This is a genomic window from Streptosporangium sp. NPDC050855 (assembly GCF_044456585.1).
GTDB lineage: Bacteria > Actinomycetota > Actinomycetes > Streptosporangiales > Streptosporangiaceae > Streptosporangium > Streptosporangium longisporum.
The window spans coordinates 582,720-595,348 of sequence record NZ_JBITFY010000002.1 but is presented as its reverse complement, the minus strand read 5'-3'; the positions used below and the strand labels follow the sequence as shown (position 1 = coordinate 595,348).

The window sequence follows — 12,629 nt, the reverse complement described above, 5'->3', positions numbered from 1 at the left end:
GTCGCCTCGGATCACGTCGTTCCGGAGCGCGTCGCCCGGGACGGAGCGGCCGGGCTCGCGACCTCTCGTTCCCCGCAAGGACTCGATGCCCGCTGCGAGGCGCCGGGTCGCCCAAGGTTCGTTGAAGGCTCGGTCCGCTTCCCGTTCCGAACGGATCACCGACGGTCCTTCAGGGAGACGAGACGTACCGTCTTGACATGATCGGGGCCTCGGGTGCATGCTTGGGCTCATCGCGAGACGAGACGTCTCGCGAGAAAGCTTCCCAGCCTTCGGAGGACCCCATGACCCGCCGCGCCCACATCGCCATGGTCAGTATCCCGGCCCCGGGTCACGTGAACCCGAGCATCGAGGTGATCAGGGAACTGGCCGCCCGGGGGCACCGGGTGACCTACGCCAACGACCCCTCCTACGCCGAGATCGTCGCGGAGGCCGGGGCCGAGCCGGTGCTCTACGACTCGCTCCTGCCCAAGGTGGACTCCGGTACGTGGCCCGAGGATCCGGTCGGCCAGATCGACCTCTTCCTGCGTGACGCGATGGCGATGCTGCCGACGCTGCGCGCCGCGTACGAGAACGACCGTCCCGACCTGTTCCTCTACGACATCGGCGGGTACGCCGTGCGGGTGCTCGCGGAGAACTGGGGGATCCCGCTGATGCAGCTCTCACCGACGTACGTGGCCTGGGAGGGCTACCGCGAGGACATGGCGCCGATGATCGAGGAGTTCGAGAAGGCCCCGGGCGGCGCCGAGCACTACCGGCGCTTCGACGAGTGGCTCGCGGACAACGGCCTCGGCCACCTCGACTCCCACGAGTTCTCCGGACGCCCGCCCCGGGCGCTGGCGCTCATCCCGAAGGTCATGCAGCCCAACGCGGACCGGGTCGACCCGGCCAGGATCACCTTCACCGGGCCGTGCTTCTCGGTGCGGCCCCACCAGGAGCCCTGGAAGCGCCCCGAGGGAGCGGAGAAGGTCCTGCTCGTCTCGCTCGGGTCGACCTTCACCGACGTGCCCGACTTCTACCGCGCCTGCCTGACCGCCTTCGGTGACCTGCCCGGCTGGCACGTGGTGCTGCAGATCGGCAGGCACATCGACCTCGACGGCCTGGGGGAGATCCCGTCCAACGTCGAGGTGCACCGCTGGGTGTCGCAGCTGTCGATCCTGGAACAGGCCGACGCGTTCGTCACCCACGCGGGCATGGGCGGCACCCAGGAGGGCCTGTACTGCGGCGTCCCGATGATCGCCGTTCCCCAGGCCGCCGACCAGTTCGGCAACGCCGACAGGCTGGTGGAGCTCGGCGTCGGCCGCCGGATCGACACCGGGGACGCCACCCCCGAGGCGCTGCGCACGGCCCTGCTCGACCTCACCACCGATCCGCGGGTCGCCGAGCGGCTGGCCGGGATCCGGGCCGAGGTCCGCGCGGAGGGCGGCACCCCCCGGGCGGTCGCCCTGATCGAGGAGATGCTGGCCGGTGTCCCGTCCCGCTAGACGCGGACCCCGGCCCTCCCGGACCCCGACCCTCCCGGGGGCCGGTCCTCCCGGACCCGGCCTCTTCGAACCCGGGCCGTCCGGCACCCCGGCCGTCCCGGATCCCGGCCCGGACTCGGGTCCCGGGTCCCGGCCCGGACTCAGCCCACGGTGACCGGCAGGTCCTTGATGCCGTTGATGAAGTTGGAGCGCAGGCGGCGGGCCGGGCCCGCCTGCTCCAGCTTCGGCAGCCGCTCGGCCAGCACCTCGAAGAGCACCCGCAGCTCCAGCTTGGCCAGGTGGTTGCCGAGGCAGAAGTGGGCCCCGCCACCACCGAAGCCGATCTGCGGGTTGGGGTCGCGGCCGATGTCGAAGGTGTCCGGGTCGGCGAACACGTCCTCGTCGCGGTTGGCGGAGCTGTAGAAGACCACGATCTTGTCGTTCTCCTTGACCTCCTGCCCGCCGATCACCGTGTCGGTGGTGGCCGTACGGCGGAAGAGGTTCACCGGGGAGACCCAGCGGACGATCTCGTCGGCCGCGGTGCCGGCGAGCGAGGGGTCGGCGACCAGGCGCCGCCACTGCTCGGGGTGCTCGAAGAAGGCCAGCATGCCCCCGGAGGCGGCGTTGCGGGTCGTCTCGTTGCCCGCCACCACGAGCAGCAGCACGAACAGGTCGAACTCCTCCTCGGTGAGCGTGTCCCCCGCGGCGTCGGGCATGATCAGCTTGGTGACGATGTCCTCGCGGGGCTGCCGGCGACGTTCGGCGGCCAGCGCGTTGGCGTAGGCGTAGACCTCACCGGCCGCGTTCGCCCCCTCGCCGGGGTCGGCCGCGTAGTCCGGGTCCTCGGCCCCGATCATCTGGTTGGACCAGTTGAAGAGCTTGTCCCGGTCCTCGGGCGGGGCGCCGAGCAGCTCGCAGATCACGTACAGCGGCAGCGGGGCCGAGATGTCCCGGACGAAGTCGACCGAGCCGCGTCCCTTGGCCTCGTCCACCAGCTGGTGACAGATCTCGCGGATGTGCCCCTCCAGGGCGCCCATCATGCGCGGGGTGAAGCCCCGGTTGACCAGGGAGCGGCGCCGGGTGTGCTCCGGCGGGTCCTGGTTGAGCATCATCAGCCGCTGCAGGGCCCGCTGGTCCTCGGGGACCTCGTTGAAGAGCGCGAGCTTCCTGCTGGAGGAGAACAGGTCGGAGTGGCGGGAGACGTGCACCACGTCGGCGTGCTTGGTGACCGCCCAGAAGCCGGGCCAGCCCCGCTCGGCGTCCCCCGGATGCGCGTAGACCGGCGCGTTGGCCCTCAGCCAGGCCATCTGGTCGTACGGGGCGCCGTTCCGCCAGTAGAAATCCTGGTCGACCAGATCGATGTCCATCGGTCCTCCTGCGGAGCCGGGTCGGCGTTCTCGGACGGCGCGCGGGCCGGGGGGCCCGCGGGCGCGGATGACGTGCCCTTCGTCCGGGCGGCGCGTTCCTCGCGGGACGGCCGTCGCGGACGCGGCGGTCGCCGGAGTCCCTGTCCACCGCCGGGCACACCGAACCGCCGAGCGTTCGAGCGTACGCTTGGCAGGATACCTTTCTGAAACGTGTTCTATTACGCGACGGGGGGTCCGTCAACCCGGTGCCCCCGCGTCGGCGGTGACGGTGTAGGACTCCCCGGCGCGGGCGTCGATGGTCAGCAGGTCCCCGTCGCGGGTCGTGCGGGGTCTCCCGCCCGCGGCGTCCCGGACGTCGTGGGGACCGGCGATCACGGCCGCGCGGACCTTGAGCGGGCCGGTCCTGCCCGCACGGAGGACGATCCTCGCGGCCGTGCCACCGGTCCAGGAGACGTCCACGGTCACGTCCCCGCGGGCGCGCAGGCCGGTGACCGAGCCCCGCGGCCAGGCCGCCGGCAGCGCGGGCAGCACGTGGACCGTGCCGTGCGCGCTCTGCAGCAGCATCTCGGCCATGCCGGAGACGGCGCCGAAGTTGCCGTCGATCTGGAACGGCGGGTGGGTGTCCCAGAGGTTGTCCAGGGTGGAGCCCCTGAGCTGCTCGGCGAGCATCCGGTGGGCGTGGTCCCCGTCCAGCAGCCGCGCCCAGAAATTGATCTTCCACGCCTTGCTCCAGCCGGTGCCGCCGTCGCCCCGCGCGGTGAGCGAGACCCGGGCCGCCTCCGCCTCCGGAGTGCTGGCCCTCACCCGGGAGCCCGGATGCAGGGCGTACAGGTGCGACAGGTGCCGGTGGGTGTCGCCGGGGTCGTCCCAGTCGCCCTTCCACTCCTGCAGCTGCCCCCAGGACCCGATCCGGACGCCCGGGTCGAGCCTGGCCAGCGCGTCCGCGATCTCCGCCTGGAGGGCGGGGTCCTCCCCGAGTTCCCGGGCCGCCTCCAGGGTGGTGGTGAGCAGGTCGAGGACGATCTGCTGGGACATGGCGGCGCCCGCGGAGAAGTCGCCGTGCTCGGGGGAGTAGCTCGGGGAGACCACCAGCGTGCCGTCGCGCGGGTCGACGTGCAGGGTGTCCAGCCAGAACACCGCGGCCTCCCGCATCACCGGGTACGCGGTCCCGCGCAGGTAGGACGGGCCGGCGCCGAACAGGTGACGCTCGTACATCTGCCGGGCCAGCCAGGCCGCCGCCTCCGGGAACCAGAACGCGGTGGCCCAGTCGTGCACGCCGGTGAAGCCGAACGGGGTGGTCTCGTCGTGCACCACCCAGCCGCGCGCGCCGAACATCCGCCGCGCGCTCTCGCGGCCGGGCGCCACCAGTGACGTGACGTAGCGGTCGTACGGCTCGGCCGTCTCGGCCAGGTTGGCCGGCTCGGCGGGCCAGTAGTTCATCTGCAGGTTGATGTTGACGTGGTAGTCGGCCGACCAGGGAGGGTTCACCGAGTCGTTCCACACCCCCTGCAGGTTGGCCGGGAGGGACCCCGGCCGGGAGGAGGCGATGAGCAGGTAGCGGCCGTAGGCGAAGAACAGCGCCTCCAGCGCCCGGTCGCCGTCCGAGGGGCCCCCGGTGTAGGCGGCGCGGAGCCTGTCGGTCGGGACGTCCGCGGGGAGGGGGGCGAGGTCCAGCCGGCACCGGTCGAACAGCGCCCGGTGGTCGGCCCGGTGGACGGCCCTGAGCCGCTCGTACGGCGTGCCGGCCGCCTCGTCCACCGCCGCGGTGACCCGGGCGCGCGGGTCGGCGCCCCGGTAGCGGGGGTGGACGTCGGCGTAGTCGGTGCCCGCCGACAGCACGAACACCGCCTCGTCGGCACCCTCGACGGTGACGTGACCGTCGCCGTCGACGCGGGTGCCGCCGCGCGCGACGACCTGGACCTGCGCCTCGAACCTCATGCCGTTGTCGGCGAGCGCGCCCCGCAGGATCAGGCGTCCCCCGGACACCGTGACCCGCGCGCCGGGGTGCGGGCACGACAGGCGCAGCGTGAAGGAGACCCGGCCCGGGGTGCCGGTGGAGATCCGCCCGACGACGACGCCGCCGGGGTGGGAGGCGAAGTACTCGCGCAGGTGCTCCACCCCGCCCGAGGTGTAGCCGACCCTGGCGACGGCCTCGCCCAGATCCAGCTCCCGCCGGTAACCGGTCACGCCCGCGCCGTCCCTGTCGCTCTCTTCGGCCCCTCCGGACCCTCCGGACCTTCCGGACGTCCCGGACCCGTCCGCCAGGTCGATCCAGAGGTCGCCGAAGGGCTGGTAGGCGCCGTACCCCCGTCTCGGCTGCCCGAGCAGGGCGGCCACCGCCTCGGGGGACATCCTGCCCTCGGCGTCGATGCGCGCCCTGACCTCGGCGAGCGCCCCGGGCCGCGGACGGGTCCAGTCGCCGTGGTCGTAGCCCTCGGAACCGGGTCCGCCGGTCCACAGGGACTTCTCGTTGAACTGGATCCGTTCGCGGCCGACGCCGCCGAACACCATGGCGCCCAGCGCGCCGTTGCCGATCGGCAGCGCCTGGGTCTCCCAGTCGGTCGCGGGCGCGTCGTACCGGAGGACCGGGTCGTCGGGGTGCGGTGTCGTCATGATCGTTCACTGCTCCGGTGGTGGCGGGATCGGGGCCGTACGGCCGGATGGAAGGGGGCGCGGTGCCGGGGGCTCCCCGCCGGACCGCCTCGCGCGGCCCCGGCGGCGGGCCTTCGGGACCGCCCGGCGCGGGCCCGGCCGAGGAACCGGTTGAGGACCCGGTCGCGGACCTTTCGGCCGCGAGACGGGCACGTTTCCGGGGACGGTGCCGAAACCGCGACGTAACCGGGGAAGCGTCCTCCGATGTTTGATACGGGGCGATCATTCCGGATCCCGTTCCCCGCCTCGAACGACATCGACGATCTTCCTTTCTCCCTTCGGAGGGAACTCCGATCTATCACGTCAAAACCGGGCGATGATCGGATCCTCCCCTGCCCATCTGCGGATTCTTCCGGGTAACGGATCGGATGTATAGGCCCGCGAAGGGTTGACACCGGCCCCGAACGTCGTTCAGCATCACGGGACAAGACATCGGATGTATTGATGACATCGAGCGAAGGGTGCGGTGTGAAGCTGCTGCGCGTGGGACCCGTCGGCCAGGAGCGGCCGGCCGTCCTGGACGAGGCCGGTAACCTCCGTGAAATCCCGGAGGCCGAGATCGACGGGGCGTTCCTCGCCTCCGGGGGTGTGGCCCGTGTCCGCGCGGCGCTGGAGCGGGACGAGCTTCCCGTGCTGGAGGCCGAGGGGCTGCGGATCGGCGCCCCGATCGCCAGGCCGGGGAAGATCGTGTGCATCGGCCTCAACTACCGCGACCACGCGGCCGAGACGAACGCCGCCATCCCGGCCGAGCCGATCGTCTTCATGAAGGCCCCCGGCACGGTGATCGGCCCGTACGACGAGGTGCTCGTCCCCAGGGAAAGCGTGAAGACCGACTGGGAGGTCGAGCTGGCCGTCGTGATCGGCGGGACGGCGCGCTACGTCGAGACGCACGAGGAGGCGCTGTCCAAGGTCGCCGGGTACGCGATCTCCAACGACGTCTCCGAGCGGGAGTTCCAGCTGGAGCGCGGCGGCCAGTGGGACAAGGGAAAGTCGTGCGAGACCTTCAACCCGCTCGGCCCCTGGCTGGTCACCGCCGACGAGATCGCCGATCCGCAGGCCCTGGGCCTGCGCCTGTGGGTGGACGGCACCCGCCACCAGGACGGCGGCACCCACGACATGATCTTCACCGTGGCGGAGATCGTCCGCTACCTGAGCCGGTTCATGGTCCTCGAACCCGGCGACCTGATCAACACCGGCACCCCGGCGGGCGTCGCGCTCGGCCTGCCCGGCACCCCGTACCTGCGGGCGGGCCAGGTCATGGAGCTGGAGATCGACGGTCTCGGCCGCCAGCGGCAGACCGTGGGACAGGCATGAGCGAACTGACCGCCCCCGGCCCGGCCCCCGCTCCCGACGCCCCCGCCCGTGCCACCGACGCCCCCGACGCCCCCGACGCCACCGACGCCCCCGACGCCACCGCTCACGAGGTCACCGCCTCCGGTACGGTCCCCGGCGCGAGCGGCACGTACCGCATCGTCTCGATGCGCACCCACGACATCCGCTTCCCCACCTCGCTGGAGCTCGACGGCTCCGACGCGATGAACCCCGACCCCGACTACTCGGCCGCCTACCTCGTGCTGAGCACCGACGACGGCTTCGAGGGCCACGGCTTCGCGTTCACCATCGGACGCGGCAACGAGGTGCAGACCGCCGCGATCAGGGCCCTGGAGCCGTACGTGCTCGACAGGGACACCGAGGACATGGGCACGCTCTGGAAGGACATGGTCCACGACTCCCAGCTGCGCTGGCTCGGTCCGGAGAAGGGCGTCATGCACATGGCGATCTCCGCGGTGGTCAACGCGCTCTGGGACCTCAAGGCCAAGCGGGCGGGAAAGCCGCTCTGGCTGCTGCTGGCCGAGATGTCGCCCGAGGAGCTCGTCGGCCTGGTCGACTTCCGCTACCTCACCGACGCCCTCACCCCGGACGAGGCGCTGGACATCCTGCGCGCCGCCGAACCCGGGAGGCGCGAGCGGATCGCCCACCTGCGCGAGCACGGCTACCCGGCCTACACCACCTCGCCCGGCTGGCTCGGCTACGACGACGACAAGCTGCGCCGCCTGTGCGAGGAGGCCATGAGGGACGGCTTCACCCAGATCAAGCTGAAGGTCGGCGCCGACCTGGAGGACGACCGGCGGCGGATGCGCATCGCCCGTGACACCTGCGGCGAGGACTTCCCCATCGCGATCGACGCCAACCAGCGCTGGGACGTCGGCACGGCCATCACCTGGGTGAACGCCCTGGCCGAGTTCCGCCCGCACTGGGTGGAGGAGCCCACCAGTCCCGACGACGTGCTCGGCCACGCCGCCATCGCGCGGGGCATCGCGCCCATCCCGGTCGCCACCGGCGAGCACGTGCAGAACCGCATGGTCTTCAAGCAGCTCCTGCAGGCCGAGGCCATCTCGTACCTGCAGATCGACGCGGCCCGCGTCGCGGGCGTCAACGAGAACGTCGCGATCCTGCTGCTCGCCGCCAAGTTCGGCGTCCCGGTCTGCCCGCACGCGGGCGGGGTCGGCCTGTGCGAGCTGGTGCAGCACCTGTCGATGTTCGACTACGTCGCGGTGAGCGGCTCGATGGAGAACCGGGTGATCGAGTACGTCGACCACCTGCACGAGCACTTCGCCGACCCCGTGGTGATCGAGAACGGCGCCTACGTCGCGCCGAGCGTGCCCGGCTTCGGCGCGGCCATGCACCCCTCGTCGATCGCCGACCACGGCTATCCCGACGGCCCGGTATGGAGGTCCCTCAATGGGTGAGTTCGACGGCCTGCGCGCCCTGGTCACCGGCGGGGGCTCCGGCATCGGCCTGGCCACCGCCACCCTGCTGGCCGAGCGGGGCGCGGGCGTGGCCTCGCTGGACGTCAACGCCTCCGGCGGCCCGTTCGCCGAGGTCAGGGCGGACGTCACCGACGAGGGCGCGGTCCGCGCCGCCGTCGCCGAGGCCGCCGAACGGCTCGGCGGGCTGGACGTCCTGGTCAACAACGCCGGGATCGGTGCCGCCGGCACGATCGAGGACAACCCCTACGAGGAGTGGCTGCGGGTCCTGGACGTCAACCTCCTGGGCATCGTCCGGGTCACCCGGGCGGCCCTGCCGCACCTGCGCCGCTCCGAGCACGCCGCGATCGTCAACACCTGCTCGATCGCGGCGACGGCCGGCCTTCCCCGGCGGGCGCTCTACAGCGCGTCCAAGGGGGCCATCCAATCGCTGACCCTGGCGATGGCGGCCGACCACGTTGGGGAGGGGATCCGCGTCAACTGCGTCAACCCCGGCACCGCCGACACCCCCTGGGTGCAGCGCCTGCTGGCGGCGGCCGACGACCCGGCCGCCGAACGGGCGGCGCTGGAGAACCGTCAGCCGATGGGGCGTCTGGTGAGCGCCCCCGAGGTCGCCGCGGCCATCGCCTACCTGGCGAGCCCGCTCACGGCGTCCACCACCGGGACCGTCCTGGCCGTCGACGGCGGCATGCAGGGCCTCAGACTCCGGCCCAGGACATGACCCCTCCCGGGTCCCACCGACCCACTCACCCTTCGCACGGCTCGAACAGAGGCAACGACATGAACATTCGACCCGCGGCGACGGGCGCGGCACTGCTCGCCCTCGCCCTCACGCTCTCGGCCTGCGGCTCCTCCGAGCCCGCCGGCACCGCCACCACGGGCGCCCGGCCCACCGGTGACGCCGCGGCCAAGGGCGGCAAGGTCGGGATCGACTTCCCCCGTGCCGACTCCGACTTCTGGAACTCGTACAACAAGTACGTCCCCCGGATGGCGGCCGAGCTGGGCGTCGACCTGATGCCGCCGACCAACTCGCAGAACGACGTGGCCAAGCTGGTCGCCAACACCCAGGCCCTCACCGGGCAGGGCGCCAAGGCGATCGTCATGGCACCGCAGGACACCGGCGCCATCGCCTCCACCCTGCAGACTCTGGAGACCAGGAACATCCCGGTCGTCACCGTGGACACCCGCCCCGACAAGGGCAAGGTCTACATGGTGGTGCGCGCCGACAACAAGGCGTACGGCACCCAGGCGTGCGAGTTCCTCGGCGAGAAGCTCGGCGGCAAGGGCAAGGTCGTCCAGCTCATGGGCGCCCTCGGGTCGATCAACGGCCGCGACCGGGCCGAGGCGTTCCGCGGCTGCATGAAGGAGAAGTTCCCCGGCATCACGGTCTTCGACGAGCCCACCGAGTGGGAGGGCACCAAGGCCGCCTCGATGCTGCAGACCCGCCTCCAGCAGCACCCGGACATCAAGGGCGTGTACATGCACGCCGGAGGCGTCCACCTGGCCCCCACCCTCCAGGTGCTCAAGGCCAAGAACCTCATCGTGCCGCCGGAGGACCCCGAGCACGTCTTCGTGGTCTCCAACGACGGCATCCCGCAGGAGTTCGACGCCATCCGCAAGGGCGAGATCGACGCCACGGTCTCCCAGCCCGCCGACCTGTACGCGAAGTACGCGCTCTTCTACGCCAAGGCCGCGATCGAGGGCAAGACCTTCGCACCCGGCCCCACCGACCACGGCAGCACGATCATCCAGCTGCCGAACGGCCTGGAGGACCAGCTCCCCGCGCCGCTGGTCACCAAGGAGAACGTGGACGACAAGGCCCTCTGGGGCAACCAGGTCAAGTGATGACACCATCCGTCAAGGCGGTCGAGGCGCTCGGGATCACCAAGCGCTTCGGGCCGACCGTCGCGCTCGACGGGGCCGGGATCGCGATCACCGAGGGGGAGACGCACGCGCTCGTCGGCAGGAACGGCGCGGGCAAGTCCACCCTGGTGTCGATCCTGACCGGCCTGCAGCGCCCCGACGAGGGAGAGGTCCGCTTCGCCGGCGAGCCCGCGCCGCCGATGGCGGACCGGGACGCCTGGCGGCGGCGCGTCGCGTGCGTCTACCAGAAGTCGACGATCATCCCCACCCTGACGGTGGCGGAGAACCTCTTCCTGAACCGCCAGACCGACCGCGGCGCGATCAGCTGGCGGAGCCTGCGCGGCCGGGCCCGGGAACTGCTGGACCAGTACGGGGTGGACGTCGACGCCGGCACCATGGCCGCGGACCTCGGCGTCGAGCAGCGCCAGCTCCTGGAGATCGCCAGGGCGCTGTCGTTCGGCGCCCGTTTCGTCATCCTGGACGAGCCCACCGCCCAGCTCGACGGGCCCGCCATCCAGCGGCTCTTCGACCGGATGCGCGCGCTGCGCGAGCAGGGCGTCACGATGATGTTCATCTCCCACCACCTGGAGGAGGTGTACGAGATCTGCCAGAGCGTCTCGGTCTTCCGCGACGCCCGGCACATCGTCACCTCCGCGGTCGGCGACCTGCCGCACGACCGGCTGGTGGACGCGATGACCGGTGAGGCGACCGCGGCCTACGCGTACCGCACCCGCACGGCCGACCCCTCGGCCCCGGTGGTGCTGTCCGCGCGCGGGCTCGGCCTGGCCGGCCGCTACGAGAACGTGGACCTCACCGTCCGCGCGGGCGAGATCGTCGGCCTGGCCGGGTCCGGCAGCAGCGGCAAGGTCGGCCTCGCCGAGACCCTGGTCGGCCTGCACCGGGCCGACACCGGGACGGTGACCGTCAACGGCGTCGACGTCCGGCCGGGCGACGTGCCCTCCGCGCTCCGCGCGGGCCTCGGGTTCGTCCCCCAGGACCGGCACCGGCAGGGCTTCGTCCCGCTGCTGTCGATCGCCGAGAACGCGACCATCCCGATCGCCCACCGGCTCGGCCGCTACGGCACGGTCTCCCCGGCCCGCCGCCGCGAGCGCGGCGCCCGGATGATCGAGCGGCTGGACATCAAGACGACGGGCCCCGACCAGCCGGTGGCCGACCTGTCCGGCGGCAACGCCCAGAAGGTGGTGCTGGCCAGGGCGCTCGCCGACGACCCCCGCGCGCTCGTGGTCATCGACCCGACGGCCGGGGTGGACGTCAAGGCCAAGCACTCCCTCCTCGGCGCCGTGGAGGACGCGGCCGGCCGGGGCGCAGGGGCCGTGCTGGTCTCCGACGAACTCGACGACCTGCGGATCTGCGACCGCGTCCTGGTCATGTTCCACGGCAGGATCGTCAGGGACGTGCCGCGCGGCTGGACCGACAACGAGCTGGTGGCGGCGATGGAAGGTATCGACCCATGACCACGACACAGACCTCCCCGCCCGCACCGGCGGCGCCGGCCGCCTCGCGCGGACACGGCCTCAGGCTCGGGCGGTTCCGCGACCTCACCCTGGTCCCGGTGATCGTCGTCCTGCTGATCGCCGGTTCCTTCGTGGACCCGATCTTCCTGACCACCGGCAACCTGACCAACGTGCTCCAGCAGCAGTCGGCCCTGGCGCTGGTGGTGCTCGCCGAGGCGCTGATCCTGATCAGCGGGAAGTTCGACCTGTCGCTGGAGTCCACGGTCGGCATGGCGCCCGCGGTCGGGGTGATGCTGGTCATCCCGGTGGCGGCCGGCGGGTTCGGCCTGGACCTGCCCGCCATCCTGGCGCTCCCGCTCTGCCTGCTGGTCGGCGGCCTGGTCGGAGCCTTCAACGGCTTTCTGATCCTGCGCTTCCAGCTGTCGGCCTTCATCGTCACGCTGGCCATGATGATCGTCGTGCACGGCCTGCACCTGGGTCTCACCCAGGGCCGGAGCCTGTTCGAGCTGCCCGCGTCGTTCCTCTACCTGGGCAGCGCCGTCTGGCTCGGCCTGCCCGCGGCGATCTGGATCACCGGCGTCCTGTTCGCGGTGGCCATCGTCGCGCTCGGCTACTTCCGGGCCGGCCGCTCGCTGTACGCCATCGGCGGCAACGCCGACGCGGCCCGCGCGGCCGGCATCAGGGTCGAGCGGGTCGTGTGGGTCGTCTTCGTCATCGGCGGCGTCGTCGCCGCGCTCGCCGGGGTGCTGGAGACCGGCCGCCTGGGCGGCATCAGCGCCAACCAGGGCGTCGGCTGGATCTTCATGGCCTTCGCCGCGGCGGTCATCGGCGGCGTCAGCATGGACGGCGGCAAGGGGACGATCCTCGGCGCGCTCACCGGCGTGCTGGTGATCGGCCTGGTGGAGAACATCCTCACCCTCAAGGGCGTCCCCGGCGAGTGGAAGCAGCTCGTCTACGGCTCGATCATCCTGGTCGCCCTGATGATCAGCCGCCTGGCCGGAGGCAAGGCCCAGGACTGACGCACCCGGCCGGAAGGACCCCGGT

Annotated in this window: 9 protein-coding genes; 7 read left to right on the top strand and 2 right to left on the bottom strand. The window is 72.0% G+C overall.

Translation table 11 applies throughout. From position 1 onward, the window contains the following. The first annotated feature begins 281 nt into the window (after nucleotides 1-281). Nucleotides 282-1,481, top strand: a complete 1,200-nt coding sequence (locus tag ACIBCT_RS07775; protein ID WP_399186598.1) for a macrolide family glycosyltransferase — start codon at nucleotides 282-284, stop codon at nucleotides 1,479-1,481. Nucleotides 1,482-1,621: 140 nt separating this feature from the next. Here ACIBCT_RS07775 and ACIBCT_RS07770 read toward each other — a convergent pair whose 3' ends face one another. Further along, nucleotides 1,622-2,827, bottom strand: coding sequence for a cytochrome P450 (locus tag ACIBCT_RS07770; RefSeq protein WP_399186597.1), 1,206 nt, complete (start codon nucleotides 2,825-2,827; stop codon nucleotides 1,622-1,624). Nucleotides 2,828-3,064: 237 nt separating this feature from the next. Next, nucleotides 3,065-5,440 carry a glycosyl hydrolase family 95 catalytic domain-containing protein gene (locus ACIBCT_RS07765; protein ID WP_399186596.1) on the bottom strand — a complete coding sequence of 792 codons (2,376 nt, stop codon included), beginning with the start codon at nucleotides 5,438-5,440 and terminating at the stop codon, nucleotides 3,065-3,067. Between the two features lie 483 nt (nucleotides 5,441-5,923). Between ACIBCT_RS07765 and ACIBCT_RS07760 the strand changes: the two genes are divergently transcribed. From ACIBCT_RS07760 to ACIBCT_RS07735, 6 genes are read left to right on the top strand one after another with little or no spacing between them, the layout of a single operon-like run. Then, a complete protein-coding gene (locus tag ACIBCT_RS07760) occupies nucleotides 5,924-6,793 on the top strand; it encodes a fumarylacetoacetate hydrolase family protein (RefSeq protein WP_399186595.1) in 870 nt (289 codons plus the stop codon). After that, the gene (locus ACIBCT_RS07755; RefSeq protein ID WP_399186594.1) at nucleotides 6,790-8,229 is read left to right on the top strand and encodes an L-fuconate dehydratase; all 1,440 of its coding nucleotides are present in this window, start codon (nucleotides 6,790-6,792) and stop codon (nucleotides 8,227-8,229) included. Before ACIBCT_RS07760 ends, ACIBCT_RS07755 begins: the two co-directional genes overlap by 4 nt. After that, the gene (locus ACIBCT_RS07750; protein ID WP_399186593.1) at nucleotides 8,222-8,968 is read left to right on the top strand and encodes an SDR family NAD(P)-dependent oxidoreductase; all 747 of its coding nucleotides are present in this window, start codon (nucleotides 8,222-8,224) and stop codon (nucleotides 8,966-8,968) included. The genes ACIBCT_RS07755 and ACIBCT_RS07750 overlap by 8 nt, the downstream gene beginning before the upstream one ends. 59 nt (nucleotides 8,969-9,027) lie before the next feature. Beyond that, nucleotides 9,028-10,092 carry a sugar ABC transporter substrate-binding protein gene (locus tag ACIBCT_RS07745; protein WP_399186592.1) on the top strand — a complete coding sequence of 355 codons (1,065 nt, stop codon included), beginning with the start codon at nucleotides 9,028-9,030 and terminating at the stop codon, nucleotides 10,090-10,092. Then, complete coding sequence (locus ACIBCT_RS07740; protein WP_399186590.1) at nucleotides 10,092-11,585, top strand: sugar ABC transporter ATP-binding protein; 1,494 nt, start codon at nucleotides 10,092-10,094, stop codon at nucleotides 11,583-11,585. The genes ACIBCT_RS07745 and ACIBCT_RS07740 overlap by 1 nt, the downstream gene beginning before the upstream one ends. Further along, the gene (locus tag ACIBCT_RS07735; RefSeq protein ID WP_399186589.1) at nucleotides 11,582-12,604 is read left to right on the top strand and encodes an ABC transporter permease; all 1,023 of its coding nucleotides are present in this window, start codon (nucleotides 11,582-11,584) and stop codon (nucleotides 12,602-12,604) included. Before ACIBCT_RS07740 ends, ACIBCT_RS07735 begins: the two co-directional genes overlap by 4 nt. Nucleotides 12,605-12,629: the final 25 nt, after the last annotated feature.

Bases quoted from the DNA above. Each gene is read 5' to 3' on its own strand.
- ACIBCT_RS07775 (WP_399186598.1), top strand. From the start codon at position 282: ATGACCCGCCGCGCCCACATCGCCATGGTCAGTATCCCGGCCCCGGGT.
- ACIBCT_RS07735 (WP_399186589.1), top strand. From the start codon at position 11,582: ATGACCACGACACAGACCTCCCCGCCCGCACCGGCGGCGCCGGCCGCC.
- ACIBCT_RS07750 (WP_399186593.1), top strand. From the start codon at position 8,222: ATGGGTGAGTTCGACGGCCTGCGCGCCCTGGTCACCGGCGGGGGCTCC.
- ACIBCT_RS07760 (WP_399186595.1), top strand. From the start codon at position 5,924: ATGACATCGAGCGAAGGGTGCGGTGTGAAGCTGCTGCGCGTGGGACCC.
- ACIBCT_RS07745 (WP_399186592.1), top strand. From the start codon at position 9,028: ATGAACATTCGACCCGCGGCGACGGGCGCGGCACTGCTCGCCCTCGCC.
- ACIBCT_RS07740 (WP_399186590.1), top strand. From the start codon at position 10,092: ATGACACCATCCGTCAAGGCGGTCGAGGCGCTCGGGATCACCAAGCGC.
- ACIBCT_RS07770 (WP_399186597.1), bottom strand. From the start codon at position 2,827: ATGGACATCGATCTGGTCGACCAGGATTTCTACTGGCGGAACGGCGCC.
- ACIBCT_RS07765 (WP_399186596.1), bottom strand. From the start codon at position 5,440: ATGACGACACCGCACCCCGACGACCCGGTCCTCCGGTACGACGCGCCC.
- ACIBCT_RS07755 (WP_399186594.1), top strand. From the start codon at position 6,790: ATGAGCGAACTGACCGCCCCCGGCCCGGCCCCCGCTCCCGACGCCCCC.